The organism is Kitasatospora sp. NPDC127060 (assembly GCF_042724935.1).
Taxonomy (GTDB): Bacteria; Actinomycetota; Actinomycetes; order Streptomycetales; family Streptomycetaceae; genus Kitasatospora.
In genome coordinates, this window is sequence record NZ_JBHXEG010000029.1 from 64,961 (window position 1) to 90,671 (window position 25,711).

Genomic DNA, 25,711 nt, shown 5'->3' on the forward strand with positions numbered 1-25,711 from the left:
CGGTCACTTCTGCTCGGTCACTTCGCTTCGTCGACGGCCGTGTTGAGCAGCACGACGTTGACGCCCTCCTGGCCGAGGAAGCCGGCCGAACGGCCCTCGGTGTACTTGTCGACCAGCTTGGCGACCGTCTCCACCGGGAGGTTGCGCTCCTTGGCGACCCGGTTGACCTGCTCCTTGGCGTAGGCCACCGAGATGTGCGGGTCGAGGCCGGAGGCGGAGGCGGTCAGCGCGTCGACCGGGACGCTCGCCGGGTCGACGCCGTCGAAGGCGGCGACGGCGGCGCGGCGGTCGTTGACGGCCTTCAGCAGGTCGTCGCTGTTCGGGCCGAGGTTGCTGGCACCGGAGCTGTCGCCGGCGTTGTTGTTGGCGGACGGCCGGGGCTGGAACCACTTCGGGTCCGGCACCGGGTCCTCCTTCGGGTCGTCCGGGTTCTTCTTAGGCAGGTTGTAGTTCTGGCCGAGCAGGCTGGAACCGATCACCTTCCCGTCGGACTTCACCAGCGAGCCGTTGGCCTTGTCGCTGAATGCGACCTGGCTGATCCCGGTGACCAGCAGCGGGTAGAGGACTCCCAGGATCACCGTGAGCACCAGCAGCACGCGCAGTGCGGTGAAGTGGGTGCGGACGGTCGTCGGCAGGGGCTTGGACATGGCGTTTCTCTCCTTCCCGCGTCAGCTGAGGCCGGGGATGAACTGGACGATCAGGTCGATCAGCTTGATGCCGACGAACGGCACCACCAGACCGCCGAACCCGTAGATCCCGATGTTGCGGCGCAGCAGCGAACTGGCGTCGGACGGGCGGTACTTCACCCCGCGCAGGGCGAGCGGGATCAGGCCAATGATGACCAGGGCGTTGAAGATGATCGCCGAGGTGATCGCGGACTGGGGGCTGTGCAGGCCCATGATGTTGAGGTGGCTCAGGCCCGGGTAGACCCCGGCGAACATCGCGGGGATGATCGCGAAGTACTTGGCCACGTCGTTGGCGATCGAGAAGGTGGTCAGCGCGCCGCGGGTGATCAGCAGTTGCTTGCCGATCTCCACGATCTCGATCAGCTTGGTCGGGTTGGAGTCCAGGTCGACCATGTTGCCGGCCTCCTTGGCCGCCATGGTCCCGGTGTTCATCGCGACGCCGACGTCGGCCTGGGCGAGCGCGGGGGCGTCGTTGGTGCCGTCGCCGGTCATCGCGACCAGCTTGCCGCCCTCCTGCTCCTTCTTGATCAGGGCCATCTTGTCCTCGGGCGTGGCCTCGGCGAGGTAGTCGTCCACGCCGGCCTCCTCCGCGATCGCCTTGGCGGTCAGCGGGTTGTCGCCCGTGATCATGATGGTCTTGATGCCCATCCGGCGGAGCTCGTCGAAGCGCTCCCGCATGCCCTCCTTGACCACGTCCTTGAGGTGGATGACACCCAGGACCTTGGCCGGAGCCGAGCCGATCTTCGTCGCGACGACGAGGGGCGTGCCACCCGCGGCCGAGATCCCGTCCACCAGCGTGGAGACCTCGTCTCCGACCGAACCGCCGTTCGCGGTGACCCAGTTGGAGACGGCACCGGCCGCGCCCTTGCGGACCTGGTGCACGCCGTCCGCCTCGTCCAGGTCCACACCCGACATACGGGTCTGGGCCGTGAACGGGACCCAGGTGGCGTGGGTGAGCTCGCCCTGGGCGCGGGCCCGCAGGCCGTACTCGGTCTTGGCCAGGACCACGATCGAGCGGCCCTCGGGGGTCTCGTCCGCGAGCGAGGACAGCTGGGCCGCGCTGGCGAGCTCATCCTGCCCGACCCCGGGGGCCGGGACGAACTCGGCGGCCTGGCGGTTGCCCAGGGTGATGGTGCCGGTCTTGTCGAGCAGCAGGGTGTTGACGTCGCCGGCGGCCTCGACGGCGCGGCCGGACATCGCCAGCACGTTGCGCTGCACCAGCCGGTCCATGCCCGCGATGCCGATCGCGGAGAGCAGCGCACCGATGGTGGTCGGGATGAGCGCCACGATCAGGGCGACCAGGACGATCATCGACTGCGGGGCGCCCGCGAAGGTGGCCATCGGCTGGAGCGTGACGACCGCGACCAGGAAGACGATGGTCAGCGAGGCCAGCAGGATGTTGAGCGCGATCTCGTTCGGCGTCTTCTGCCGGGCGGCGCCCTCGACCAGGGCGATCATCCGGTCGATGAAGGACTTGCCGGGCTCCGACGCGATCTTCACCACGATCCGGTCGGACAGCACCTTGGTACCGCCGGTCACCGCCGAGCGGTCACCGCCGGACTCGCGGATCACCGGCGCGGACTCACCGGTGATCGCCGACTCGTCGACGCTCGCGACACCCTCGACCACGTCGCCGTCGCCGGGGATGACCTGCCCGGCCTCGACCACCACGTGGTCACCGAGCTGGAGCGCGGTACCGGGCACCTCCTCCTCGTCCTGGCTCTTGGGCCAGTCCAGCAGGCGCCGGGCGACGGACTCGGTCTTGGTCTTGCGCAGGGTGTCGGCCTGGGCCTTGCCACGGCCCTCCGCGACGGCCTCCGCCAGGTTGGCGAAGATCGTGGTGAGCCAGAGCCACACGGTGATGGCCCAGGCGAACACCGACGGGCTGGCGATCGCGGAGACGGTGGTGACCACCGAGCCCACCTCGACCACGAACATCACCGGGTTCTTGACCATCACCCGGGGGTCGAGCTTCTTCACCGCGTCCGGCAGGGAGGCGACGATCAGCTTCGGGTCGAGGAGGCCGCTCTGCACTCTGTGCGGCGCGGCGGGCTCGGCCGGGTGGTCGGCCGGTGCGGGGTTGAGCGTAGGGGTGGACATCAGGAGAGACCTTCCGCGAGCGGCCCGAGGGCCAGGGCCGGGAAGTAGGTGAGGCCGACGACGATCAGGATCACGCCCGACAGCAGGCCCACGAACAGCGGCTTGTGGGTGGGCAGGGTGCCCGGAGTGGCCGGAACCGGCTGCTGCTGGGCGAGCGAACCCGCCAGTGCCAGGACGAAGACGATCGGCAGGAAGCGGCCGAAGACCATCGCCAGGCCGAGCGCGGTGTCGTACCAGTCGGTGTTGACGGTGATGCCGGCGAACGCCGAACCGTTGTTGTTGGCGGCCGAGGTGAAGGCGTACAGCACCTCGGAGAAGCCGTGGGCGCCCGAGTTGAGCATCCCGGCCCGCTCGCCCGGCAGGGCCATCGCGACACCGGTGCCCACCAGCACGATGGTCGGGGTGGTGAGGATGTACAGCGAGGCGAACTTCATCTCCCGGCCGCCGAGCTTCTTGCCCAGGTACTCGGGGGTGCGCCCGACCATCAGGCCCGCGACGAAGACCGCCACCACGGCCAGCACCAGCATGCCGTACAGGCCGGAGCCCACACCGCCGGGCGCGATCTCGCCCAGCATCATGTTGAAGATCGTCAGACCGCCGCCGAACGGCGTGAACGAGTCGTGGAAGGAGTTCACCGCGCCGGTCGAGGTCAGCGTGGTCGAGGTGGCGAACAGGGCGCTGGCGGCGATGCCGAAGCGCTGTTCCTTGCCCTCCATCGCACCGCCGGCGGCCTGCAGGGCGGTGCCGTGGTGCTGCGACTCGGCGAGGGTCATCAGCGCGGCCGAGGCCACCCAGAACAGGCCCATCACCGCGACGATCGCGTAGCCCTGGCGGTTGTCGCCCACCATCCGGCCGAAGGTCCGCGGCAGGGCGAACGGGATCAGCAGGATGAGGAAGATCTCCAGCCAGTTCGTGAAGCCGGTCGCGTTCTCGAACGGGTGCGAGGAGTTGGCGTTGAAGAAGCCGCCACCGTTGGTGCCGAGCTCCTTGATGACCTCCTGGGAGGCCACCGGGCCGCCCGGGATCTTCTGGATCTCACCGGTGAGGGTGTGCGCCTCGGTGAAGCCGTGGAAGTTCTGGATCAGGCCGTTGGCGGCCAGGACCAGCGCGAACAGGAACGCCAGCGGCAGCAGCAGCCGCAGGTTGATCCGGACCAGGTCCACCCAGAAGTTGCCGATGCGGTCCGTCCTGTTCCGGGTGAAGCCCCGGATCAGCGCGGCGACGACGGCGATGCCGACGGCCGCGGAGACGAAGTTCTGCACCGCCAGGCCCGCCATCTGCACCAGGTGGCCCATCGCGGACTCGCCGCTGTAGGACTGCCAGTTGGTGTTGGTGACGAACGAGATCGCGGTGTTCCAGGCCTGGTGGCCCTCCATCTGCGGAACGCCCAGGTTCAGCAGCAGGTAGCCCTGGAGGCGGATCAGGCCGTAGAGGAAGAGCACCGAGACGGCCGAGAAGGCCAGCACCGAGCGCAGGTACACCGGCCAGCGCTGATCGGCGTCACCGTCGACGCCGATCACCTTGTAGATGCCGCGCTCGACTCTGAGGTGCTTGGCGGTGGTGAGGGTCTTGGCGATGTAGTCGCCAAGGGGGCGGTAGCAGAGGGCCAGCGCGCCGACGAGGGCGAGGGCCTGCAACCAGCCCGCGAGAGTGGATCCCATGTCAGAACTTCTCCGGGAAGATCAGCGCCACGACGAGGTAGCCGACGAGAGCGACGGCCACGACCAGACCTGCGATGTTCTCCGCGCTCACAGCTTCTCCACCCCCCGCGCGATCAGGGCGATGACGGCGAACACGGCGACCGTGACACCGACGTAGATGAGATCGGACATGGGCTCCACCAGCGTGGTTCGGGAGATGCCGCGGACGGGCCGAAGGGCCTCCGTGCGGCACCGGCGGACGACCGGCAAGTGAAGGAAATCAGCCGTTCAAGGCGCGTTAGGGGCGCCCTGACGCCCTCCATACGGGTGAATGCGGTCCGTTGACGCGACCTTGACGCCCGCTTCACCGGGCCGAGACCGCCGTGACCTGGTCGAGACCTGGGACCCCGGGGCGGAGCGGGACGCACGCGGGCCCCGGGACGGCTGCGCGGCCGTCCCGGGGCCCGTGGGTTCACCCGTCAGTCTCCGTCGGCTCCGCCGGTACCGCCGGTCCTGCCGGTCCCGCCGGTTCCCTCCGGCCCCGGTGGTCCCGCCAGCCCCGCCGGTCCTGCGGTCACATCCGCATCCGCAGCCGGCAGACCACCGCGTCGGTGTGCCGGCGCAGGGCGCGGTCGATCACCGCGCCGCGCCGGTTCTGCAGCGCGCGCTGGTACCAGTGGGCGGGTTCGACCTCGGGGATCAGCACGGTGAGCCGGTCGTGGGCGTGCTCCCGCCCGAGCGTGTTGACGAACTCGGCGATCGGCCGGCCGAGCCGCCGGTGGTCCTCCGGGATCTCCAGCAGGGGCACCCCGGGCTGCCACAGCTCCCAGTCCCGGCGCAGCGCCTCGGCGTCGGCCGGGTCGTGCACCACGGTCACCGCGAACACCTCGTCGCCCAGCGACAGCGCCGCCGACAGGCCGTCCCGGGTGAGCCGGGTGATCGCCGTCACCGGGACGACCACCAGGCTTCTCCGGCGGGTCACCGCGCCCGGCACCCGGCCGAGCTCCAGCCGTTCGCCGATCCGCCCGTAGCCGCGGTGGATCGCCTCGAACAGCACCACCAGGAGCGGCAGGGCCACCACGATGCCCCAGGCGCCCTCGGTGAACTTGGTGCCGGTCACCACGAGGGTCGCGACGCCGGTCAGCACCGCACCGAAGCCGTTCAGCGCGGCCTTCCGGCGCCAGCCGGCCGGGCGGTGCAGGTTCCAGTGCCGGACCATGCCGACCTGGCAGATGGTGAAGCCGACGAACACGCCGATCGAGAAGAGCGGCACCAGGCTGTTGACGTCGCCGCCGGAGCCGACCAGCAGCGCCGCCGACACCGCGGCCAGGAACAGCACGCCGTACCGGTACACCTGGCGGTCGGCGCGCAGCGCGAAGACGTGCGGGAGGTGGTTGTCCCGGGCGAGCAGGTCCATCAGCACCGGCAGGCCGCCGAAGGAGGTGTTGGCGGCCAGCCCGAGCAGGACCACGGTGGCGAACTGGACGACGAAGAAGCCGACGCCGTGGCCGAGCGAGGCGTCGGCGAGCTGGGCGAGCACGGTGACGCCGTCGACCGGCTGGAGGTGGAAGCGGCCGATCAGCACGGCCAGGCCGATCAGCATCATCCCGAGCAGGGCGCCGAGCGCGACCTCGGTGTGCTGGGCCCGTTCGACCCGCGGGGTGCGGAAGGAGGGAACGGCGTTGGCCACCGCCTCGACGCCGGTCAGCGCAGAGCAGCCGGCCGCGAAGGCCTTGAGCAGCAGCAGCGCGCCGACCGCGGTGGCGTTCTCGGCGAGCACCGAGGCGTGGCCGGCGGCGGCCGTGGTGCTGGCCGGGGCGTCGCGGAACAGGCCGACCACGATGATCGCCATGATCGACAGCACGAACACGGCCGTCGGCACCATGAACCAGCGGGCCGACTCGGCGATGCCGCGCAGGTTGACGGCGGTCACCAGGGCGAGCACGCCGAGGCAGAGCCACACCCGGTCGCCGTACAGACCGGGGACGGCGGAGGTCAGCGCGGCCACCCCGGCGGTCACCGAGACCGCGACGTTCAGGATGTAGTCGATCACCAGCGAGGCGGCCGCGGTCAGCGCCGTCCGGCGCCCCAGGTGGGCCTTGGCCACCGCGTAGGAGCCGCCGCCGTCCGGGAAGGCCGCGATCACCTGCCGGTAGGAGGCGACCAGCACCGCGAGCAGGACGGCGATCGCCACCGTGACCGGCACCGTGAAGCCCAGCCCGTACCCGCCGGCCGCGGCCAGCACCAGCACGATCGACTCCGGGCCGTACGCCACCGAGGCCATCGCGTCCAGCGACAGCGCCGCCAGCCCGCCGAGCGCGCTGAGCCGGTGTCGCTCGTCGCCCGCCCCGGTATCCGGCGGTTCGTCGGCCGCGACGGCCGGGGTGGAGATGACGCTGGACATCGGACGGGACCTCCGCAGTCGGGTACGTGCTCCGAATCCTGCGGTTCGGGCGCCCCGGCCGGGCCCGCCCCCTACGTCTTCCTGACGCCGCCACCAGAGCCCTTGACGCGGCCTTGACGCGACGGCGGCGCGGCGGGAGGGGTGCTTGACGGGGGTGGGGTGAGCCGTTGTCCCGGCGGGCGCCGGTTGGGAAGACGATCAGCTCGGTCGAAGGACTCCCACCCCCGACCCCCACTCTGCTGCCCATGGGAGGTAATTGCAAGCAATGCGCAATAATAGTCCTTGCCTGTGCCCGGGCGCACGAAAAAGCCCCCGATCCGCGTTTCCGCAGATCGGGGGCCGTTTCTCTATCCTGTGGCTGGTGCAGGGTTCGAACCTGCGTAGCTTGCGCGACAGATTTACAGGCCGCTGACCAGGCACACTCTGACCTGCGAGATCTTGATCACAGAACGGATCTGGTCCGTGCCTGGTCCGGATCATGCCCCAAGGGGCCCGTCAGCCGCCTCACCCCCGAGCCGCTCCCGGCGAACGCTTCCGACGAGCACGGATCCGGCGGCGCAGACGAGGCCGGCCGGCCATCTGTCCGGAGAACGCCAGCATCAGGGCCGCAAGATTGGCGAGCAGGTCCCTGGGTCGGGCAGCAGGAGCGATCACCACGATGGCGATCACGACAACGATGCAACAGCTAGCCCTGTGCCAAGCAGGCAGCCTCGTCGTAAGGTGAGACAAACTCATGGATGACCTCCTGGGTTCGCCGCCCTGCCCGCACCCTGCTGTCCAGGCGTTTGATGCGGGAAGGGTGGCACCTTCATGGTTGAGCCAGCCCTCTGCACGGCTCCTGACGAACCGTAAGACCCCACGCGCATCGCTGGCAGCTTCACCCGTCCACCCGAAGTGGACGGCGACCAGCGCGTAGCCTGAGAGCGTGGGCGACAACCAAGCCAAGCGGAATGATCAAGGCTGGAACGGCGTATCTTGCACATCGTGGCTCTGGGTGCATGCAGCCAACCCGGCTCAATTCGAAATTAGACGGGCAATTGGGAACCTCACCGGGGGCATGAGGACTGCGGCCCTGCATGACGAATGCCCTCGCCCGAAGGACATTCTCCGCGTAGTTAGAGCGGCCCACGAAGCCCAGGCAGCCGCAGCAGATGCACTGAACATGGCCGTAGCCGAGGCAGCTTCGGCGGGAATTTCTTGGCGCGAGATAGGAAAGCAGCTCGGAATAGGAAAGACCGGTGCTCAAAAGAGGTTCGGAAAGGTCATATCCGCATATCAGTCCAGGCTTTTGGAAGTCGAGGCAACCGGCCTCACATTTGCTCAGGCGGGCTGGGCAGGGAACGTGCCCGAAGAAGACCTTGGGTACAGCGATGACGACTGGGAAGCGGCTCCTGCCGAACTAATTATTCAACACTGCTGGGGAAGAACAGCAAAGGCTGGTCAACTTCTCAGCACAGTAGCCAGCACCGAGCACGATTCAGAGCTTCGCAATCTAGTCTATCGTGCAAGCGAACAACTCAGGGAGTTCTTTAAAGTTGCCATGACGCGACGCTTTGTCAACGTACTGACCAAAGCATCCCGGAGCATGGTTTCCGCCCATCCGTGGGAAGACGACCACTCGGCTGTCACCTACGCCCTGCACGCCGCCTATCGCAGCATCACGGCCTATCTTCTGCTACTTGATGCGCTGCAGAGAATCGACGGAGATGAGTCTGAAACTGAGGCACTGATTGTCGATGACATACTCCTTGCGAAGTACCACTGCGACCAAGCAGTGATAGCAATGTCCAGGCCGGAGACCATCCGACTCATCATAGAGATAGAAAAGATGGTTAATCGTTTGGGCGATTCCGTCTACACAGTAAAGGATGCATCCGAGGGTACTGAATCAATAGACCCTTTCACTGCTTACTGGCGAGACGACCTGGACCTGCTCGGGAGGCATTTAGGGATTGAGATTGACGAATCAGAGGAAGGTCTAACTCTTGATTTCATCAGGTCAATTTTCGAAAGTAGCGACTGACAGTAGGGGTGCGCTGCTATCAGCTCCACTACTTCATCAAGGCGCGCACGGCGCGTCAGAGCGCGGCTTGCCCGCCCGCCAACGCTCCTGCCTTCACGCCCGGCCGCACCGGCGGCCGGGCGGCAACAACGGGCTGAGCCTAGAACCCTGCCGAGGCCGGGGCGGGCGGCTCCGCAGTTCTACCCACCTCGCCGGACCAGGACCCGCGTCGAGCAAGACCGGGGGCACTCTGCCAAATTGCATCAGGCCCAAGGCATACCCGAGATCGCGGGCAACTTGCGCCCCCGATCATGCTCGACCCAGGCTGGACAGGACGTCAGCAAAAACCGCTCGGCCGCCGTTCAGCTCAAGCTGAGCGCAGTGGTGGAGAAATAGAAGGCAATCCGCCTCTGCGCAATATTAATTCAATTCCGCTGGGGCCTCTTGTGTTGTCACGGCTCCGGGATCGGGGGCAACTTTCCCAGCTTCCCCTCGACTTAGGTTCAAAACCCTACACATCTCGTCGATATTCTCTTCGATGGTTGTCCATTTCTGGACAATTCCAAGACCGATTGGCTGCCGAACATCAACCCTAGGAATTCTTGCGACTTCCACTTCTGCATGCATGGGGGTGTCCATGACCCAAGTCATCACTCCGAGGAAGAAAACCCTGGTGCCACCCCCAAGGATCAAATTTTGTCCCGACCTGTACGGAGGATTCTGCACCAGGAAGACTGGGGATCCGCTACTTCCGGGAAATACACTCGCATCCACTAGGAATTGGGGTCGACCGCACCAGTCGAGCAAGATCGGCGTAGCTGCGATTCCACTCCGGAAGATGGGGGTATTGTGCTTCCTGTCGTACAGCCCGTCGGGGTAGCCAACGAATATAACCGATTCTCCCGGGTCGAGATCTTCAACCACGTCGACTGGCGGGCAATTGCTGGAGTCGAGCATGACCGTAAATGGCTTATGACCCATAGATTCCAGGCCATTCAGGGCCCATCCTATTGGCAGGACGGCGAGATCAACGTCGAGGTTCGGGTGGCGAACCGGGCGAAGGTTTGAGTTCTGATTAAATGGGTTTTCCAGGTTGACAGTACAACTCTGGCCGAGGATCACAGATCCATCATCAGCGCGCACGTGAAACGAAAAGCTAATCCTGAATGCGCCCTGAATTACGTGCCAGTTTGTGACGAGAGCCGGCGTTTTCTCTGGCCCGAGTGTTGCACTATAGATGAACCCGGTTCCCTCGCTGTAGGGAAAATCCTCGCCATCTTTCTCTACTTCAATTCTAACAGTCGAGAGGAATATCTGCTTCATTACGCTATCCGGGATCATCAACCACTCTCAGGCTCGACGCTGGCCCCGATGGGAGAGCTCCCTAGCTTAGCGCTCGCGCCATCAGTCGTGTCTGGATTTCCCGTCTTGCCCTCTATTACAGGCATGCCGTCGAGGCGAGTTTGTCCGGAAGGTCGTGTCGCGGTGATAGCTATGAGAGCGACCCCAGGACATGAAGGCTCGGGGTCGCCCTTGGGCTATGCGACACCAACAAGTGCGAACCGACAATGACAACTTGCGGCGGTGTTCATGCCAGCCGGCGAGCCGAGTGGGTCTTCTGCTGCTGGTCAGCCAAATGCTGGTCAGAACTTTGGTCATCGGGCCAAGGCGTCCGCGATGAGCTCCATCGAGTCCACGATCACCACGGCGCCAGCAGCGGCCAGCTTGGCGCCCTTCCCGGGCTTGTTGGCGTAGCCGATCGTAGGGATACCGGCAGCCGCCCCGGCCTCGACGTCGCGGGATGCGTCGCCGATGAAGATGCAGTACTCAGGCCCGGTGCCCTCAGCTTCCATGGCTTCGAGCAGGAGGCGGGGGTTCGGCTTCATGGACGAGGGGTCGCCCGGCGCCCGCCCGAAGATGCCCGCCGCGTAGCCGCTGAGGCCGTGCTCGGTGAGGTAGGCCTCGATGGCCGTGCCCGCGTTGTTGCTGACCACGGAGACCAGGCGGCCGGTGCGGGCACACGCGTGGAGAACCGATTCTCCGCCCGGGGTCGGTCTGGCAGCCCGAACGGCTTCGGCCTCCAGCGCGGCCAGCGCGGCGTCCGTGCTCTCCGTGAGATCGGGGCGGGCGTCCGCGACCAGCCGGAGCAGGGCGAGCGGGTCGGTCTCCTCCTCCGCCCCGGCCAGGGCCTGCTCGCCGGCGGCGAGCAGGCCCTCACGGAGTCGACGCGCGACCTCCGGAGCGGGGAGGCCGGCGAAGACCGAGCACACCGGGCCGTCGAAGTCGAGCAGCACGTGCTTCACCGGCCGCAGCACGTCGGCGAGTTGCTGAGGGGTGGCAATCATGGCTGACGCTCGTAGGCGATGGTGCTCCACACGCTGTCGAACCACATCTGGGCCTGCTGGACGTACTGCGATCCGAGCGAGGCGTCGTCCGGGCCGGCGGCGTGGTGGAACAGGGTGGTGTCCTTGCCGGTCACGTCGTAGAAGGTGTGGGCAGTGTCGTCGATCGACACGGTGCGCTCGCGGAGCGGGTAGAAGCCGAAGAACGCCTCCGACCGGTTCAGGATGTACAGCTTGAACAGGCTGGACGCCCGGTGGACCTTGACCTGAACGCTCGCCTTCTGGACGAGGCCCAGCTCTGCCAGTATCTCCACCGAGTGGGCGATGCCGCCGGCGTTCGTCAGCGCGATGTTGCGGGCTCGCTCCCGGAGGGCGGTCTCGTCCTGGAGCCCGTCGACCAGGACCGGCACAGCCATCGGCGCCGTGGTGTCCGGCAGCAGCAGGCGGACCGTGATGGATTCCGGCGCCAGCCGGCCGGAGCGCACCTTGTCGAGCGGCTCCTGCAGCGCGTTATGCAGCGTCTCGCTGGAGAAGCCGGCGAAGTCGAGGGTCACCTGCTGCTGCTCGAAGGCCGATTCGAGGTGAGGCCGCAGCCCGACCGGCCGAGAGGTGCGCTCCCGCACGAACGAGCCGCTCCCCTGCCGGGTCACGATCAGCCCCTCGGTGCGGAGCAGGTCGAGCGCCTTGTCCACCGTGCCGCGCGCCACGCCGAAGTGCTTCGCCAGCTCGGGGCCTGAGGGGAGCTTGTCGCCGGTCTCGAAGCCCGGCTTCTTCGTGAGGATCGAGGCCCGCAGAGAGCTGCCGACCTGCTGATACGGGGGGCGAGAGTCATCCGGGTCTAGGGCCATGCGCCAATGCTAGGGGAGGTGCCCAACAGGCGCGAGAAACCCAACTCTCTTGACCTGCTTAAGCAGGTTGTCTATGTTGTGGGTGTCGCACCAAGTGAGACAGGGGCGACACAGAGGGGCCTTCTTTGGGCTGCTCTGAGCTGCACAAATGCGCCTATGGGGATAGGCGAAGGGGCCCGGGACAGATCGGGCCGAGGTCGACCGCGCCTTGGCATGCGGATGGCATGGACCGAGAGGTCCGCGTCTGCCCTGAAAGACGCACCCCCCGCCAGTTCACCGCCGAGCTCCTCGGCGCCGGACCGGCGCGGTCTCAGCGAACGAGTGTCTTTGGTCCCCGATCCGTGCCGCCTGCGGCGGGTCGGGGGTCATGGCTGCTCGTGACGTGACAAGTAGCTGGCCCTGGATTCGGGGCCGCCGCGCTTTCCTTGGCCGGGCGCGCGGCAGCCCCTGGGGCCCACCTCCCACTGGAAGAGGTAGACCCGTGAAGTCGATTGTTGCAGGTCAACACGCCTTGAGCACCGAGGAGTTCGCGGAGCTGGCGTTGGGCGTGGACAAGGAGCTGTTCGCCGGCGTGGTCGGCGAGTCGGCGGTCGAGCGCCAGGCCCGGTTGGACGTGGCGTACGCGGTGCTGGCGGACCTGCGCCGGGAGGACCCGGAGCTGGCCGCCTTCGCCGAGCGCCTGCTGAGCATCGCGCCGGTGCCGCTGCGGCGCCCCGCGGTCATCCGCCGCACCGCCGGCGTCGAGCGGGCGGCGGCATGAGGACCGGGCTCCCGTTCACGGTGCTCACGCCCACTCACGACACGCTCATCGGATGCTCGCGGGGCACCGGGCGGTGGTCGCGATGAAGGCGCCGATGAGCCCGGAACAGATCCGCTCGGCCGAGAAGGCGTTGGCCGTGGGCACCTGGACGATCACGCTCGGCGCAGTCCTGTACAGCGTGCTCACGGTGACCCCGCTGATGTCCCACCACAGCCCGAAGGGTTGGGAGTGGACGGCGCCGATCCTGCCGCTGGTCGTGGACGCGGCGGTGGTGATCGTGGTCCGCATGGACAGCACGCTCGCCCGCCTCAACGGCGACGGCGGCCGGTGGCCGGTCGTGCTGCGCTGGATGACCGGCGCCATGACGGTGCTGCTCAACGTGGGTCAGTCCGCCCTGGACCGCGATCGGGTCGGGGTGGCGGTCCACGCGGTGGCGCCACTGCTGCTGATCGTCACGGCGGAGACCTCCCTGGCCTACCGGCGGGCGATCGCCACCGCGCTGGCTGCACGAGCAACGCGTGAGCGCGATGAGCGGGCCGAGAACGAGCACCGCCAGGAGGAGCGCCGGAAGCAGGAACGCGCGGACCGGATCGCCGAGTACGAGCGGGCCGAGCAGCGCGAGCGTGAGCGCCGTGAGCACGACGAGCGGATGGCCCGCGAGCAGCGTGAGCATGAGGAGCGCATGGCCCGCGAACAGCGGGACGAGCAGGCCCGCCGGGACGCCGCCGAGCGCGACGAGCGCCAGCGCCGGCAGGACGCCGAACGGCGCGATCGTGAGCGCCGTGAGCGCGAGGTGAGCGAGCGTGAGCGCCGTGAGCGCGAGCGTGAGCAGAACATCGAGCAGGAGGCCGAACGGCTCCGGCAGGAACTCCTCTCCGCGCCCGCGGCGACCGAGCGCCTGCCCGAGGACAAGGCCCGACTGACCGTCCAGACCGCTGTGACGCTCGGCATCCCGCAGCGCCGCGCGGTCGAACTGACCGGCTGGTCGACCGGATGGATCGCCGCCCGCTACCGCGAGTTCAGCGCCGCCGGTCCGGAGCGTCCCGCCCTGCACGCCGTCCCGGCCGGCACCGAAGAGACCACCACCCGCGCCGAGGAGCAGGCATCGTGACCACCGTCGAGACCCACGCCACCGCCGCCGACCAGGTCCACGCCGTCGGCGCGCTGCTGTCCCTCCTCACCGCGCACCCGAACCTGCCCGCCCTCGACGTCCAGCTGAAGGTGATGTCCGTACCGGGCACGTACGAGTGGACGTGGGGCCTGTACATCGCCCTGCACTACGGCCTCGGCCAGTTCGAGCAGTGGCGGGCCGCCCTCGGCCTCGCCCCCGCCACCATCGAGCAGAAGCAGCACGGCACGACCGCTTGGCTGGTCGCCACCGGCGCCCACGGCGGCGTCCCGGTCGAGCTGTACGGCTTCTACCCGCACGACACGGACGACGAGCAGTAGGTCGCCGACAGCGCTGGACCCCGGACGGCACCCGCCGGGTGGCACCCGCCTGATCCGCGCCAACAGCACCGCCGTCGCGCCCCCGCCACACACACACCTGCTCCGCTGATCCTCAGCAAGGAGACGTCTGTCATGGCCCTGACCATGATCGCACCCCCCATCCCCCCGATCACCCCCGAGGACCGCACCCAGGCCGCCGCCGGCGCCGACCGCGTGCTGACCGTCCAGGTCGGCAAGACGGGCGGTGCCCGGTGAACACCATCCGCAACGTGCCCGGTCTGGGCATCGCCCGCCTCGACCACGGCGGCGTCGCCTACCGCCTCGCCGAGCCGCTGACGATCGACGAGGTCGCCAGCCTGCCCCGCAAGGCCTGGTGCCACCGCCTGACAGTCACCGACGCCTGCGCCGGCGGCCGATACGCCGCCGAGTTCCACGCGATCTGCGAGCTGGACGGCGAGCCGTTCGTGCTGGTCGGCCGGATCGGGGAGCGCTGATGAGCCTCTTCCGCCGCAGCGGCCGCTCCGAGTCGAAGCCGAGCACCCGCACGGACACCCCCGACCACACGGACTCCAGCGGACGCCCCTGGACCGGTGCCGACTACGACGAGGCCAGGGCCAACGGCCGCCAGGTCTTCGCCCCGCGCACCGACCACAGCCGCGACCGGCTCGGCCGCTCCTCCTGACCACCCCCGCAGGCGCGCACCTCGCACACCGGGGTGCGCGCCCGCCCTGACCGGGAGAAACACGTGATCACCAAGTTGATCTGCCTGATCCTGCTCCTGGGGAACCTCGCGATCGTCGTCGCTGGCCTCTACCTGGTGACCATCGCCTACCTGGAGGGGCGGCACCGGTGACGATCCCCCCGCCCCCGACCGAGCCGCCCACCGCCGGCATGCCGAGCCCCGAGCCGGTGGGCGAGTGGTGGCGCAAGTCCGGCCCCCGCATCCCCGCCCCGGTCCAGCCGGAGCCCGACGTCCACATCCCGGTCCCGATCGGCACCGGCCCCGCCCAGGCCACCTCCATGGAGGACGCCGCGCAGGCGTTCTGGGCCCCGTTCGGCCGGATCCTGTCCGAGCAGGCCTCGACGATTACCTCCCAGGTCGGACAGCTCCTCACCGAGAGCGAGGCCCAGCGCGCCGCCCGCCAGCAGGTCGAGTACGAGGACCTGCTCGCCGCGCAGCGGGCCCGGATGGACTCGGCGCTCGGCAAGGTCGGGGAGACCTCCAAGGAACGCGCCGAACGCCACCGCGTCGAGGACGTCCTCACCCCAGACCGCCCCATCTGCCGGGACGACCTGGTCGGCTTCGCCGATCTACTGGCCGAGCGGATCTCCGAAACCCCGGACGACCGGGCCCAGCGTCGGGAGGCCGAGCGCGAGCTCGCCAAGCAACGCGCTCGCGCCCAGGAGGACCGGGAGCGCGCCGCGGCCGGGGAGACCCCCGCCCAGCGTGCCCTGCGCCATCGTCAGCAGCAGCTGGCCGACCGGCGCCAGGCCCGCACCCGGGCCCGGCGCGAGCGCCGCCGAGCCGCCCGCGCTGCTGGCCCTTCCGACCGCACGGTCCGGTTCCGCCGCTGGTGCGTGCTCACCGCGATCAGCGCGGTAGGCGGCTACACCACCGGCCTGGTACCGCTGATCGCGCCCGGCGGGCCCTACGTCGGCCTGCTGCTGGCCGCCGCCGGGTGGGCCCTCGACCTGCACACCCGCGACCGGGGCCGCCTGCGCGTGAGCGAGGTCCGGGGCGCCGGACCACTCCTGATCCTCGTCGCCCTTCGCATCCCGGTCGCCTCCGGCCTCGCCGTCGCCGCCGGCCTTTCCCCGCTCTTCGCTGCCCTGCCCCTCTTCTAGCCTCCAAGGAGTCACACACCATGAGCAGCCTCATCGCGCTGGGCACCGGCGGCGCGGCCACCGTCGCGACCATGTACCTGTACGTCGGTGTCCGCGGCAAGAACAAGATCAACGTCCAGGACGATCACGTGCCCTACTGGGCGTTCGGGATCGGCCTTCTCGCCGCGAACGCGGGCACGGCCTTCCAGCAGCTCGCCGGGATCGGCACGCAGCTCAGCGACGCGTTCCAGGGCAACGCCGCCCTGGGGGACTGGCAGACCGGCGCCACCGCCGCCGTCCTGACCCTCGCCGTCTTCGGGCTCAAGCCGAAGCCGTGGAAGGACGCACTGTGCGGGGCCGTCGCCCCCAGCTTGTTCGCCGCCGCCGGCGGGCTCTGGGTCCTGCCCTCGTCGATCATCAGCGGCCTGATCAGCGCGTTCATCAAGTGAGGGCGACGACGATGGAGAAGATCTTCCCCACCGAGAAGCTGGGCGCCACCCTGCTGTGGCCGCTCACCGGCCTGGCCACGGGCACCCCCGTTCTGGTCCGCCGGCTGACGGCCCCCCAGCGCGAGCGCCGGGCCGAGGCCACCGCGCTCAAGGCGGACCAGGAGCGGCTCGCCGCCGAGGCCGCCCAGGCGGCCGACGCCGAGTTCGCCAAGAAGCTCGCCGAGACCCCCGACCCGACGAAGCGCGCCGCGATGATCCACGCCCGGGAGAGCGCCCGGGTCACCGCCCGTGAGATCGAGACGGAGCAGGACAAGGCCGCCCGCAAGGAGAAGCGCAGCCGCGCGGGGGACGCGGCCGGCGCCGCGACGCTGATGCTGATCGTCGGCGGCCCGCTGGTCTGGGCCCTCGCCCGACCCCTCATCGAGCCCGGCATCGGGCTGCTGATCGGCGTGTGGTGGATCGCCGCGCTGATCCACGCACCCGCCCCCGGCAAGAAGACCGTCGATGAGGAGGTGGAGGCCGAGCAGAGCATCGCCGAGGACGTAGCGGAGCGGCCGCCGCTGACCCCCGATCAGGCCTCCGCCAAGGCCCGCGACGAGACCTCGGCGGCGACCTCCCCGACCCCCGCCGACGCCCGCCGCGCGGTGGCCCTCCTCGGGGCCGCCGGCACCCACGTCGCGCTCACCGCCGTGACCGCCCACCTGGCCGCCGAACACCCCCTCTGGAAGCGGTCCGGGAGGGCCGTCCGAGGCCTCCTCCAGGAGGCCGGTGTGGAGGTCCGTGGAGGGGTGCGCGTGGAGGGCGTCAGCGTTCCCGGCATCCACCACGACGACGTGCCCCCTCTCCCCTCCCCCTCCGAGAGCACCCCTAGCGGCGTTGTTGTCGCAGGTCAGAGCAACAACAACAACGCCAACAACGCCGCCGAGTGGTCCACCCGAGAGGGGTTCGTCATGCGCGCCGACCCCGGCAACCCCGCCCGGACGATCGTCGTCGGCCGCGCCACCGCCGCCTGATCCACCGACACGAGAGGCACCTGCCATGACCACCGACCGCTGGCCCGACAAGACGATCCCGGAGTTCACGATGGCGGAGCTGTGCGCCGCGATCGAGCGGCACCAGGACGACCCCAACCCCGTGACCCAGGGCTTGGTGCGCAGCTGCTGGCGCGAGTGGGAGCGCCGCCACGGACTCACCGACGACGAGGCCTGAGCCAAAGCCTCCCCCGCCCCCGAAAGGACAGCACCGTGGACGACGACTACGACGAGTTCGACGCCGCCGACTGGGCGCCGGGCGAGTGCGACCACTGCACCGGCGGCGAGCCCGTCGAAACGCCGCTCGGACTCATCTACTGCGCCTGCCAGATCGGGCAGGGCGCCGCGCCCGAGGACTGCCTCTGCAGCTCCGAGGACGACTGACCGACACAGCACGAAGCCCCGCAGCAACCGTCGACCTTGCCGGGTACCGGGCGGTTGCTGCGGGGCCAATCCGATCCCCTCTCAGAGACCAGAGGACTCCAGCATGCCCGGAAACACCACCTCGCCGCAGCACCGTTGCGAGGCCGCCCACGTCGACGACACCAGCCCCTGCGAGGGCCCGCGCGACGCCGTGACCGTTCTCGACCGCCACGGCGACGCCGCCAAGGCTTGCGTGCACCACGGCGCGCGCCTGTACGCCAGCCTCATCAGCCCCCGTGTCCGCCCCGGCAGCGCCCCCGACGCGGCCATCGACGTCTACAACCGCGCCCAGAGCGCCTCGCCGTTCGCCTGGCTCGACCGCCAGCTCCCCAACGAGGACGAGCGGTGAGCGAGAACTCCCTGAACGTGATCCCGTTCCGGCCGGAGCCCGCCGATGTGAAGGCCGCCGAGCAGGCCGTCATCGGCGCCGCCCTGCTCGACCCCGCCCAGATCCCCGCGCTGGCCGCCCAGCTCGGCGACCCGAGCGCGTTCTACCACCCCGCGCACGAGACGATCTGGCGCACCATCACCCGGATGGCCGGCGGGGAGCGGCCGGTCGACCCGATGCTGCTGGCCGGCGCCTTGCGCGCCCAGGGCGACCTGGGCCGCGTCGGCGGGCCCGGCTACCTGCACGCCTGCGTCGAGGCGACCCCGACCGCCGCCAATGGCGACTACTACGCCGAGATCGTGCGCCTCGCCGCCGAGCGCCGCCGGATCGGCACCGCCACCAGCCGCCTCGCCAACATGGCCATGGCCGGCGAGGACCAGGCCGACCTGGACGCCGTCCGTACGGCCGCACTCTCCATGCTCGCGGACCTCGCCGCCGGCGACACCTGGCTCGACCCCGTCCCGCTCGGCTCCCACGGCACCCTGCCGACCTTCCCCGTCCAGGCCCTGCCCGGATGGGTCGGCGCCTACGTCGGGGCGGTCGCCGAGTTCACCCAGACCCCGCCCGACGCCGCCGCCACCATGGCCCTCGCCGCGTTGTCGACCGCCGCAGGCGGCCGGGTGAACGTGGAGATCCGGCCCGGCTGGCGCGAGCAATCGAACCTCTACCTAACCTGTGCGATGCCCCCGGCCAGCCGCAAGTCCGACGTGTTCGCGTTCACGATGGGCCCGGTCTACAAGGTCGAAGCGGAGCTCCAGGCCGGCGCCAGGGCGGCGATCATCGAGGCCGAGACCGCCAAGGACGCCGCGCTGGCGGAGGTCGACGTCCTGATGGCCAAGGCCCGCAAGAACCCCGACCTCGACCGCACCCGGCTCATCGCGGAGATCTCCGCAGCGAAGATGCTCGCCGAGGAGATCACCGTCCCGCCGAGCCCGCGGTTGACCCTGTCCGGGGACATCACCCCGGAGACCGTCACCAGTCAGCTCGCCGTGCACCGGTGCCTGGCCGCGCTCTCCCCGGAGGGCGACCTGTTCGACAGCATGGTCGGCCGCTACAGCAGCAAGCCGAACCTGGGCGTGTTCCTCCAGGCCCACAAGGGCGAGCGACTCCAGGCCGACCGGATCACCCGCGAGCAGACCACTGTCGACAAGCCCGCCCTGACCATCGGCGTGACCCCGCAGCCCGCCGTTCTCCAGGAGCTCGGCGCCGCCCCCGGAGCCCGTGACCGGGGCCTGCTCGCCCGGTTCCTGTACTCCCTGCCGCCCTCCAACCTGGGCTATCGAAAGGTCCGCACCGCGCCGATCCCCGAGAAGGTCGCGAACGCCTACGACCGCAACCTGACCCGCCTGCTCCGCGCCATGACCGACCTCACCGACCCGGTCACCGTGCTCATGGACCAGGCCGCCGACCTCGCCGTCGAGCGCCTCCAGGAGCGGGTCGAGGTCCAGCTCCGCCCCGACCAGCCGCTCGCCCACATCAAGGACTGGGCCGGCAAGCTCGTCGGCCACATCGCCCGGATCGCCGTCCTGCTCCACCTCGCCGACCACATCGCCTCCGACCGGGACAGCAACGCCTGGCGTGCCGGCCTGGAGGCCGCCACCGTCGGCCGCGCCGCCGAGATCGCGGACTACTACACCGCCCACACCCTGGCGGTCTTCGACCTCATCGCGGCCGACCCCGCCACCGAGGACGCCCATGCCCTGCTCCAGTGGCTCCAGCGGCCGAAGAAGGACGGCACCCACCGCACCCACATCAAGGCCCACGACGCCGTCGCGTCGTCCCGGCGGTTCAAGAAGGTCGCCGACGTCGAGCCCGCCCTTCACCTGCTGGAGCAGCACGGCTGGCTCCGCACCGACCAGCCCACCACCAGCGGTCAGCGCGGCCGGCCCCAGGCCGTCACCTACCGCGTCCACCCGGCCGTGAGCGCCCCCACGGCCGCAGACGCGCCTGCGTAACCGTCAGGGATGTCAGGACAAAGCCCTGACCAGGCCAATCGCCACCAGACGGCCCGCCAGGGAACGTCAGGGCTGTCAGGGGATCCCGATTATCCCCTGACAGCCCTGACAACTCCTGGCACCCCGGCAAGGGCCATATCCGCAGGTCAGCGAGTTCCCCTGACATCCCTGACGCTCTCCGCCCTCCGCGTCCGCCCGCGAGAGGGCCCGCAAGACGCCGCAGCCATCAATCCCGACCCACAGCAGGAGACTTCGCCATGCCCAAGCGCGAACTGCTCAAGCTCCCCGTCGTGCTCGCCGAACTCGGCATGTCCCGTGCCGCCTTCTACCGGATGCGCGCCCGGGGCACGGGCCCGCGCCTCATCAAGCTCCCCAACGGTCAGGTCCGGATCGACCGGGCCGACCTGGACGCGTGGCTCGACTCCTGCGAGGTGGCCGCCTGATGCCCACCTCCTACAAGGTCACGTTCTGGGAGCACCGCCACCGGCCCGACCGCCGCAAGCCGTGGCAGGTGCGGTGGACCGTGAACGGCCTGGAGTTCTCCGAGTCCTACCTCACGAAGACCCAGGCGGACGGCCGGAAGGCTGAGCTGCTGATCGCGGCGGCCTCCCACCAGCCCTTCGACACCGAGACGGGCCTCCCGCTCGCCGAGCTTCGCAAGCGCCAGCAGGAGCAGAACTCCGTCACCTGGTACCAGCACGGCCGGAACTACGTCGAAGCCCGGTGGGACGGCGCCCCCGCCAAGACTCGGACGACGTGGGCGGACGCCCTGGCCAGCGTCACGTTCGAACTGGTCAAGAGCAAGACCGGGATGCCGGACAAGCTGCTCGTCCGGCGCGCGCTGTATGGCTGGGCCTTCAACGTGAACCGGTGGACCGATGAGCCGCCGGCCGACGTCGCCAAGGCCTTGACCTGGGTGGCGCGGAACTCCGTCGAGGTGTCCGAGCTGGCGGACCCGAAGATGGTCCGGCGCCTGCTCGCCGCCCTCTCGGTGAAACTGGACGGCACCAAGGCCGCCGCGTCGACCATCCTCCGGAAGCGCCGGATCTTGAACCACATCCTGGGCCGCGCGGTCGAGGACGGACTCCTGGCCGCCAACCCACTGCCGTCGGTGCAGTGGCAACCGCCCCGTACCGAGGAGGAGGTCGATCCCGAGTACGTCATGAGCCCGGAGCAGGCCGCCGCGATGCTGGAGGCCGTCGGCCGGCAGGGGCGACGCGGTCCGCGGCTGGTGGCGTTCTTCGGGTGCATGTACTACGCGGGCATGCGACCGGGCGAGGTCGTCCACCTCCGCAAGGACCGGTGCGTCCTGCCGGCGGAGGGCTGGGGAAAGCTCAACCTCAACGGGAACAGCCCCCGCGTCGGGTCCTCCTGGACCGACAGTGGGGCGTCGCACGACCCCCGCGGCTTGAAGCACCGGGCGGAGTCGGCCACCAGGCCGGTTCCCATCCCGCCCGAGCTGGTGAAGCTGCTGCGGGAGCACATCGAGCTGTACGGCACGGCGCCGGACGGCCGGCTGTTCCGGACCTTCCGGAACGGCATGGTGCAGGAGAGCGGGTACGGGGTCGTCTGGGCTGCAGCACGGGCCGCGGTGCTCAGCGAGGAGGAGCAGGCCACCCCGCTCGCCAAGCGCCCGTACGACGCCCGGCACGCCGGGATCTCCCTCTGGCTGGCTTCCGGCGTCCCCGTGGCCGAGTGCGCCCGGCGGGCGGGACACAGCATCGCCGTCCTTCTCCGGGTCTACGCGAAGTGCATCCACGGTGACGAGGACCACGCCAACCAGCTCATCACCGAACGGCTTCAGCGACGGACGACGTCGACGCCGACAACCGAGGACCCCTGAGCCGCACCTGACCCGTGCAGTCAGGGGGCAACCGCCAACGCCGCTCGTAGCGGGTCGCTCAGGGTCATGTCGGAATCGTGGACGGTGCCGTCCTGGTCGACCTTCCAGCCAGCGCCGTCCTGGACGAGTCGGATCGCGCGCCGATCAGTGCTGCTGGTACCGCCTGGCTGGGTGACCTGGAAGATCACCATCACGCCAGTGCCGGCCGGGTGCTGACTGAGCGCAGGAACCTGTTCGGTTCGCTCGACGGTTACTGGACTGATCGTCGCGGGTCGGGTGTCGGCTGGGCTTGGGGTGGCCATCGGAGGGACGGTTGAACCGTCCGCGTAGATGCCCGCCGGCAAGGAAGGGGTTGTGCTCGGCTTGCTTGAGCTGGTCGTCTCCGGGGTGCTCTCCACGTTGTCGGCGGTGCAGCGCTGGAGGCTGCCGCCCTGGTAGGCGACCGTCCTCAGCTGGCACATGGTGGCCCAGTCCCGGGCATTCACCGCCTGCTGATAGCGCACAGCAGCACTCTGAGCACCATCGGCTGGCTGGGAATTCGCGTCCCCACCGGTGCTGGCGGTTCCGGACGAGCCGCACCCCGCAAGTAGCGCAGTGCCAGCGGCCACGCCCAGGGTGGCCAAGCGCCTGTTCCTCACCTTGTTGCCCCCTCGTTCGCTGATTCCGGCCGTAGATCATCCCACTGCCATTGGCCAGGCCGGGCGTGATCGCCGAAATGCCAGCAGCTCCGTCTGGTCCGCCAGGCCGACACGCGACCGACCGATGGTCCAACTCGGCGAACCGCACCCCGGTCACCCCTGAGTCTGGTCCGCCCCTGGTCCGGAACCGCTGGTCAGGACTGGGATCCGGGCGAAACGATGTGAGACAAACCACGCAAAACGACCATCCGGCGTGACCGGTGTTCGAGCACAACGAAACAGGCCCTGATCCGCGTTTCCGCAGATCAGGGCCTGTTTTCTATCCTGTGGCTGGTGCAGGGTTCGAACCTGCGTAGCTTGCGCGACAGATTTACAGTCTGCTCCCTTTGGCCGCTCGGGCAACCAGCCAGGATTTTCGTTTCCGGGGGCTCGCGCCCCGTTCGACTTGGTAAACCATACCTGATCCCCGGGGGTGCTTCGCCACTCGGTGGATCACTCGAGAGACCACCCGGGAGATCACTCGACGATCAAGGAGCGCCGCGCGCCGGTCACGGGCGGGGCCGGGGTGACGCTGGATAGGCTTGGGCGGCGGGCGCCCCGGTGGGGCGGGCCGTGTCAGTGAAGCCAGAGCATCAAGGAGACCAACACCCATGGCCGACTCCAGTTTCGACATCGTCTCGAAGGTCGAGTGGCAGGAGGTCGACAACGCGATCAACCAGACCTCCCGCGAGATCGCCACCCGCTTCGACTTCAAGGGCGTGGGCGGCGAGATCAGCCGCTCCGGCGAGAAGATCGAGATGAAGGCCAACGGCGAGGAGCGCGTGCGCGCCATCCTGGACGTGCTGCAGACGAAGTTCATCAAGCGCGGCCTCTCGCTGAAGGCCCTGGACGCCGGTGAGCCGCAGCTGTCCGGCAAGGAGTACAAGATCTTCGCGGACATCAAGGAGGGCATCACCACCGAGGATGCCAAGAAGGTCGCGAAGATCATCCGGGACGAGGGTCCGAAGGGCGTCAAGGCCCAGGTCCAGGGCGACGAGCTGCGCGTCAGCTCGAAGAGCCGCGACGACCTCCAGGCCGTCCAGGCGCTGCTCAAGGGCAAGGACCTGGACTTCGCGATCCAGTACGTGAACTACCGCTAGTCGACCCTCCTGCCCCACCCGCGCCCGCGCCCGCGCCCGCGCGCGGGGAACAGGGGGGACAGGACGGCACGGCCCCGCTCCCGGATCCGGGAGCGGGGCCGTTCGCGTCGGTGCGTCCGGCCGGCGGCGGGGTCGGCCGGTGGTGGGTCAGCCGGCGGCGGGGAGGGAGTGGGCGGTGGCGATCAGGGTCTGCGCCTGGGCGCGCAGGGCGTCCAGCTGCTCCTGGAGGCCCGCGGGCGCGGAGCCGGGCAGCTTGGGCGGGGCCGGGACGGTGGGCGGGGCCGGCACCGACGGGAGCCCGCCGAGCAGGTTCTGCAGGATGCCCTGCAGGGAGGCGACCAACTGCTGGACGGCGCCGAGGTCGGGGACGGCGGAGGTCACCGTCGAGAGCAGGCCGGTGACCAGCTTGACGACGTCGCCGAGCGCCCCGAGGGCCGCACTCGGGTCCGGCGTGGCCGGGAGTGCGGGGAGGGCCGGCACGGCGGGGGTGCCGGGGACGGCGGGCAGTGCCGGGTCGTCGACGGCCGGGAGGGTCGTCGGCGGCGCCGGGACCGTGACCGGGGTGACCGGGACGGCCGCAGCGGCGGTGGTGATGGAGGAGGAGACGGTGGTACGGGGGGCCGCGGCTCCATGGCCGGCGGCGGTGGCGGACGCCGTGGCGACCGTGGTCAGCGCAAGGGCTGTGGTCAGCACGACGGCCATCCGGGTGGCACGCATGGGTACTGCTTCCTCTCAGTGCGAGTCAGGCGAGATCGCCTGACTCACACCGTGCGGTCGCCGTCCGGACGCAGCCACCGCAGGTACGCCGAACGGCGGCGCGTCGGTTCAGCCCGCCGCCCAGTCGGCGGTGCAGCGGCGCGCGCCCAGCCCGACGGAGGCGAACTCGTCCACCCGGCCCGGCTCGACGTGCCCGCCGAGCCGCCGCAGGGCCTGGGAGATCGGGGTGCCCTCGGCCGGGACGGGCTCGAACTCGCCGCTGGTGAGCGGACCCAGGACGACCCGGCCGTCCGACCAGACGGCGGCACGCTGGGTGCCGCTGCCGCCGAAGTACTCGGCCTCGACGCAGGCGATCGGACCGGCCTTCGACCAGGCGGCGAGCCGGAGTTCGAAGCCGTCCGGGTGCCAGCCGAATCCCGCCCCGCCGCCGGGCTTCGGCACGGCGGCCTCGCCCTGGAGCGCGGACAGCACGGCGGAGGTGACCGGGATCAGCGCCAGTCCCTGCGCCAGCGGCACCACCCGGGCCGCCGGCACCTCCGCCGCCGCCACCGACAGCAGCTCCAACATGCCTATCAGCGCTTGGAGTTCATACGACATGCCCGACATCGTGTCCCACCGCACCGACAGTCGGCCCGGAATTTATCGTTCCGTGCCCGCGCGGAGACCGTGGAACCGGGTGAAGAGGGTCACGTCCACGGCGTCATCGGCCGTACTCGGACCTTCCGCCGTCAGCCCGTCCAGGAGTTCCTGGAGTTGGGACAGCGGCCGGACCGGCCGGGCCGGTTCGAGCCGCAGCGCGAAGTCCGCGAACAGACCGGACGCGGCTGAGCACCGGTCACCCGCACGGCCGCCCGCCGCATGCGGGGGGCGCGGCAACCGGGTGAACTGACCGGGTACGGCCCACCCCGGGGGCCCCTTCCCCGGGGCCCCCGCGCCCCCCGCGCAGCCGACCGGGGCCGTACCGGAGGAGGACCGATGAGTTCCACCGACGCGCCCCCACCCGGCCCCGGGGACGCCGCCGGTCCGGCCACCCAGGACATCCGCGGGGCGGTGGCCAGCCGGCTGGCCACCGC

The 25,711-nt window shown here is 69.7% G+C and carries 29 protein-coding genes and 1 tRNA gene; 18 read left to right on the forward strand and 12 right to left on the reverse strand.

Annotated features, from left to right (window positions below; genetic code table 11):
• Window positions 1-17: 17 nt before the first annotated feature.
• The 5 genes from kdpC to ACFWIS_RS18280 all read right to left on the reverse strand — a co-directional run bounded on the left by kdpC (window position 18) and on the right by ACFWIS_RS18280 (window position 6,830).
• Window positions 18-647, reverse strand: a complete 630-nt coding sequence (kdpC, locus tag ACFWIS_RS18260) for a K(+)-transporting ATPase subunit C (RefSeq protein ID WP_380461598.1) — start codon at window positions 645-647, stop codon at window positions 18-20.
• Between the two features lie 21 nt (window positions 648-668).
• Window positions 669-2,786, reverse strand: a complete 2,118-nt coding sequence (kdpB, locus tag ACFWIS_RS18265) for a potassium-transporting ATPase subunit KdpB (RefSeq protein ID WP_380461597.1) — start codon at window positions 2,784-2,786, stop codon at window positions 669-671.
• On the reverse strand, window positions 2,786-4,447 hold the full coding sequence (kdpA, locus tag ACFWIS_RS18270; RefSeq protein WP_380461596.1) for a potassium-transporting ATPase subunit KdpA: 1,662 nt from the start codon (window positions 4,445-4,447) through the stop codon (window positions 2,786-2,788). The genes kdpB and kdpA overlap by 1 nt, the downstream gene beginning before the upstream one ends.
• A gap of 1 nt (window position 4,448) precedes the next feature.
• On the reverse strand, window positions 4,449-4,538 hold the full coding sequence (kdpF, locus tag ACFWIS_RS18275; protein ID WP_045693083.1) for a K(+)-transporting ATPase subunit F: 90 nt from the start codon (window positions 4,536-4,538) through the stop codon (window positions 4,449-4,451).
• A gap of 462 nt (window positions 4,539-5,000) precedes the next feature.
• On the reverse strand, window positions 5,001-6,830 hold the full coding sequence (locus ACFWIS_RS18280) for an APC family permease (RefSeq protein ID WP_380523906.1): 1,830 nt from the start codon (window positions 6,828-6,830) through the stop codon (window positions 5,001-5,003).
• Window positions 6,831-7,755: 925 nt separating this feature from the next.
• Between ACFWIS_RS18280 and ACFWIS_RS18285 the strand changes: the two genes are divergently transcribed.
• Window positions 7,756-8,853 carry a hypothetical protein gene (locus tag ACFWIS_RS18285; protein ID WP_380461594.1) on the forward strand — a complete coding sequence of 366 codons (1,098 nt, stop codon included), beginning with the start codon at window positions 7,756-7,758 and terminating at the stop codon, window positions 8,851-8,853.
• A 399-nt stretch (window positions 8,854-9,252) separates the two neighbouring features.
• Here the strand turns inward: ACFWIS_RS18285 and ACFWIS_RS18290 are convergent, their stop codons facing one another.
• The 3 genes from ACFWIS_RS18290 to ACFWIS_RS18300 all read right to left on the reverse strand — a co-directional run bounded on the left by ACFWIS_RS18290 (window position 9,253) and on the right by ACFWIS_RS18300 (window position 12,022).
• Entirely contained in the window at window positions 9,253-10,155 is a 903-nt protein-coding gene (locus ACFWIS_RS18290) for a serine protease (protein WP_380461593.1), read from the reverse strand.
• Between the two features lie 332 nt (window positions 10,156-10,487).
• Window positions 10,488-11,177, reverse strand: coding sequence for an HAD family hydrolase (locus ACFWIS_RS18295; protein ID WP_380461592.1), 690 nt, complete (start codon window positions 11,175-11,177; stop codon window positions 10,488-10,490).
• On the reverse strand, window positions 11,174-12,022 hold the full coding sequence (locus ACFWIS_RS18300; protein ID WP_380461591.1) for a GntR family transcriptional regulator: 849 nt from the start codon (window positions 12,020-12,022) through the stop codon (window positions 11,174-11,176). The genes ACFWIS_RS18295 and ACFWIS_RS18300 overlap by 4 nt, the downstream gene beginning before the upstream one ends.
• Before the next feature lie 511 nt (window positions 12,023-12,533).
• On the opposite strand from ACFWIS_RS18300, the gene ACFWIS_RS18305 reads away from it, so the two are divergent.
• The 15 genes from ACFWIS_RS18305 to ACFWIS_RS18375 all read left to right on the forward strand — a co-directional run bounded on the left by ACFWIS_RS18305 (window position 12,534) and on the right by ACFWIS_RS18375 (window position 22,144).
• Window positions 12,534-12,782, forward strand: a complete 249-nt coding sequence (locus tag ACFWIS_RS18305; protein WP_380461590.1) for a hypothetical protein — start codon at window positions 12,534-12,536, stop codon at window positions 12,780-12,782.
• Window positions 12,783-12,876: 94 nt separating this feature from the next.
• Window positions 12,877-13,893: a DUF2637 domain-containing protein gene (locus ACFWIS_RS18310; RefSeq protein ID WP_380461601.1), complete on the forward strand. Its 1,017-nt coding sequence runs from the start codon at window positions 12,877-12,879 to the stop codon at window positions 13,891-13,893.
• Entirely contained in the window at window positions 13,890-14,231 is a 342-nt protein-coding gene (locus ACFWIS_RS18315; protein WP_380461589.1) for a hypothetical protein, read from the forward strand. The genes ACFWIS_RS18310 and ACFWIS_RS18315 overlap by 4 nt, the downstream gene beginning before the upstream one ends.
• A gap of 132 nt (window positions 14,232-14,363) precedes the next feature.
• On the forward strand, window positions 14,364-14,486 hold the full coding sequence (locus ACFWIS_RS18320; RefSeq protein ID WP_380461588.1) for a hypothetical protein: 123 nt from the start codon (window positions 14,364-14,366) through the stop codon (window positions 14,484-14,486).
• On the forward strand, window positions 14,483-14,725 hold the full coding sequence (locus ACFWIS_RS18325; RefSeq protein WP_380461587.1) for a hypothetical protein: 243 nt from the start codon (window positions 14,483-14,485) through the stop codon (window positions 14,723-14,725). The genes ACFWIS_RS18320 and ACFWIS_RS18325 overlap by 4 nt, the downstream gene beginning before the upstream one ends.
• The gene (locus tag ACFWIS_RS18330; RefSeq protein WP_380461586.1) at window positions 14,725-14,913 is read left to right on the forward strand and encodes a hypothetical protein; all 189 of its coding nucleotides are present in this window, start codon (window positions 14,725-14,727) and stop codon (window positions 14,911-14,913) included. The genes ACFWIS_RS18325 and ACFWIS_RS18330 overlap by 1 nt, the downstream gene beginning before the upstream one ends.
• Window positions 14,914-15,080: 167 nt before the next feature.
• Window positions 15,081-16,076, forward strand: coding sequence for a hypothetical protein (locus tag ACFWIS_RS18335; RefSeq protein ID WP_380461585.1), 996 nt, complete (start codon window positions 15,081-15,083; stop codon window positions 16,074-16,076).
• Window positions 16,077-16,096: 20 nt separating this feature from the next.
• On the forward strand, window positions 16,097-16,504 hold the full coding sequence (locus ACFWIS_RS18340) for a hypothetical protein (RefSeq protein WP_380461584.1): 408 nt from the start codon (window positions 16,097-16,099) through the stop codon (window positions 16,502-16,504).
• Between the two features lie 11 nt (window positions 16,505-16,515).
• Complete coding sequence (locus ACFWIS_RS18345) at window positions 16,516-17,517, forward strand: hypothetical protein (RefSeq protein ID WP_380461583.1); 1,002 nt, start codon at window positions 16,516-16,518, stop codon at window positions 17,515-17,517.
• 25 nt (window positions 17,518-17,542) lie between these two features.
• Window positions 17,543-17,713, forward strand: a complete 171-nt coding sequence (locus tag ACFWIS_RS18350; RefSeq protein ID WP_380461582.1) for a hypothetical protein — start codon at window positions 17,543-17,545, stop codon at window positions 17,711-17,713.
• 35 nt (window positions 17,714-17,748) lie between these two features.
• Window positions 17,749-17,919, forward strand: a complete 171-nt coding sequence (locus ACFWIS_RS18355) for a hypothetical protein (RefSeq protein ID WP_380461581.1) — start codon at window positions 17,749-17,751, stop codon at window positions 17,917-17,919.
• Window positions 17,920-18,022: 103 nt separating this feature from the next.
• Window positions 18,023-18,307, forward strand: coding sequence for a hypothetical protein (locus ACFWIS_RS18360; protein ID WP_380461580.1), 285 nt, complete (start codon window positions 18,023-18,025; stop codon window positions 18,305-18,307).
• Complete coding sequence (locus ACFWIS_RS18365; RefSeq protein WP_380461579.1) at window positions 18,304-20,301, forward strand: DUF3987 domain-containing protein; 1,998 nt, start codon at window positions 18,304-18,306, stop codon at window positions 20,299-20,301. The genes ACFWIS_RS18360 and ACFWIS_RS18365 overlap by 4 nt, the downstream gene beginning before the upstream one ends.
• A gap of 257 nt (window positions 20,302-20,558) precedes the next feature.
• Entirely contained in the window at window positions 20,559-20,744 is a 186-nt protein-coding gene (locus ACFWIS_RS18370) for a helix-turn-helix transcriptional regulator (RefSeq protein WP_380461578.1), read from the forward strand.
• Complete coding sequence (locus ACFWIS_RS18375; RefSeq protein WP_380461577.1) at window positions 20,744-22,144, forward strand: tyrosine-type recombinase/integrase; 1,401 nt, start codon at window positions 20,744-20,746, stop codon at window positions 22,142-22,144. Before ACFWIS_RS18370 ends, ACFWIS_RS18375 begins: the two co-directional genes overlap by 1 nt.
• 20 nt (window positions 22,145-22,164) lie before the next feature.
• Here the strand turns inward: ACFWIS_RS18375 and ACFWIS_RS18380 are convergent, their stop codons facing one another.
• Window positions 22,165-22,647, reverse strand: coding sequence for a hypothetical protein (locus tag ACFWIS_RS18380; protein WP_380461576.1), 483 nt, complete (start codon window positions 22,645-22,647; stop codon window positions 22,165-22,167).
• 462 nt (window positions 22,648-23,109) lie between these two features.
• Window positions 23,110-23,190, reverse strand: a tRNA-Tyr gene (locus tag ACFWIS_RS18385).
• A gap of 242 nt (window positions 23,191-23,432) precedes the next feature.
• Between ACFWIS_RS18385 and ACFWIS_RS18390 the strand changes: the two genes are divergently transcribed.
• Window positions 23,433-23,921, forward strand: a complete 489-nt coding sequence (locus tag ACFWIS_RS18390; protein WP_380461575.1) for a YajQ family cyclic di-GMP-binding protein — start codon at window positions 23,433-23,435, stop codon at window positions 23,919-23,921.
• Window positions 23,922-24,068: 147 nt separating this feature from the next.
• On the opposite strand, the gene ACFWIS_RS18395 is transcribed toward ACFWIS_RS18390, so the two are convergent.
• Both ACFWIS_RS18395 and ACFWIS_RS18400 read right to left on the reverse strand, forming a co-directional pair.
• Window positions 24,069-24,638 (reverse strand): hypothetical protein, encoded by a 570-nt coding sequence (locus tag ACFWIS_RS18395; RefSeq protein ID WP_380461574.1) that lies wholly within the window; start codon window positions 24,636-24,638, stop codon window positions 24,069-24,071.
• 108 nt (window positions 24,639-24,746) lie between these two features.
• On the reverse strand, window positions 24,747-25,235 hold the full coding sequence (locus ACFWIS_RS18400) for a hypothetical protein (RefSeq protein ID WP_380461573.1): 489 nt from the start codon (window positions 25,233-25,235) through the stop codon (window positions 24,747-24,749).
• A gap of 69 nt (window positions 25,236-25,304) precedes the next feature.
• Here ACFWIS_RS18400 and ACFWIS_RS18405 point away from each other — a divergent pair, with 69 nt between their 5' ends.
• Window positions 25,305-25,466, forward strand: a complete 162-nt coding sequence (locus ACFWIS_RS18405; protein ID WP_380461572.1) for a hypothetical protein — start codon at window positions 25,305-25,307, stop codon at window positions 25,464-25,466.
• The last annotated feature ends 245 nt before the right edge of the window (window positions 25,467-25,711 follow it).

What these genes read in the sequence shown, in the direction of transcription:
- ACFWIS_RS18295 (WP_380461592.1), bottom strand. Translation starts at nt 11,177, where the DNA reads ATGATTGCCACCCCTCAGCAACTCGCCGACGTGCTGCGGCCGGTGAAG.
- ACFWIS_RS18390 (WP_380461575.1), top strand. Translation starts at nt 23,433, where the DNA reads ATGGCCGACTCCAGTTTCGACATCGTCTCGAAGGTCGAGTGGCAGGAG.
- ACFWIS_RS18400 (WP_380461573.1), bottom strand. Translation starts at nt 25,235, where the DNA reads ATGTCGTATGAACTCCAAGCGCTGATAGGCATGTTGGAGCTGCTGTCG.
- ACFWIS_RS18330 (WP_380461586.1), top strand. Translation starts at nt 14,725, where the DNA reads ATGAGCCTCTTCCGCCGCAGCGGCCGCTCCGAGTCGAAGCCGAGCACC.
- ACFWIS_RS18360 (WP_380461580.1), top strand. Translation starts at nt 18,023, where the DNA reads ATGCCCGGAAACACCACCTCGCCGCAGCACCGTTGCGAGGCCGCCCAC.
- ACFWIS_RS18370 (WP_380461578.1), top strand. Translation starts at nt 20,559, where the DNA reads ATGCCCAAGCGCGAACTGCTCAAGCTCCCCGTCGTGCTCGCCGAACTC.
- ACFWIS_RS18280 (WP_380523906.1), bottom strand. Translation starts at nt 6,830, where the DNA reads ATGTCCAGCGTCATCTCCACCCCGGCCGTCGCGGCCGACGAACCGCCG.
- kdpA (WP_380461596.1), bottom strand. Translation starts at nt 4,447, where the DNA reads ATGGGATCCACTCTCGCGGGCTGGTTGCAGGCCCTCGCCCTCGTCGGC.
- ACFWIS_RS18375 (WP_380461577.1), top strand. Translation starts at nt 20,744, where the DNA reads ATGCCCACCTCCTACAAGGTCACGTTCTGGGAGCACCGCCACCGGCCC.
- ACFWIS_RS18350 (WP_380461582.1), top strand. Translation starts at nt 17,543, where the DNA reads ATGACCACCGACCGCTGGCCCGACAAGACGATCCCGGAGTTCACGATG.
- ACFWIS_RS18395 (WP_380461574.1), bottom strand. Translation starts at nt 24,638, where the DNA reads ATGCGTGCCACCCGGATGGCCGTCGTGCTGACCACAGCCCTTGCGCTG.
- ACFWIS_RS18345 (WP_380461583.1), top strand. Translation starts at nt 16,516, where the DNA reads ATGGAGAAGATCTTCCCCACCGAGAAGCTGGGCGCCACCCTGCTGTGG.
- ACFWIS_RS18320 (WP_380461588.1), top strand. Translation starts at nt 14,364, where the DNA reads ATGGCCCTGACCATGATCGCACCCCCCATCCCCCCGATCACCCCCGAG.
- ACFWIS_RS18290 (WP_380461593.1), bottom strand. Translation starts at nt 10,155, where the DNA reads ATGAAGCAGATATTCCTCTCGACTGTTAGAATTGAAGTAGAGAAAGAT.
- kdpB (WP_380461597.1), bottom strand. Translation starts at nt 2,786, where the DNA reads ATGTCCACCCCTACGCTCAACCCCGCACCGGCCGACCACCCGGCCGAG.
- kdpC (WP_380461598.1), bottom strand. Translation starts at nt 647, where the DNA reads ATGTCCAAGCCCCTGCCGACGACCGTCCGCACCCACTTCACCGCACTG.
- ACFWIS_RS18310 (WP_380461601.1), top strand. Translation starts at nt 12,877, where the DNA reads ATGAGCCCGGAACAGATCCGCTCGGCCGAGAAGGCGTTGGCCGTGGGC.
- ACFWIS_RS18300 (WP_380461591.1), bottom strand. Translation starts at nt 12,022, where the DNA reads ATGGCCCTAGACCCGGATGACTCTCGCCCCCCGTATCAGCAGGTCGGC.
- ACFWIS_RS18340 (WP_380461584.1), top strand. Translation starts at nt 16,097, where the DNA reads ATGAGCAGCCTCATCGCGCTGGGCACCGGCGGCGCGGCCACCGTCGCG.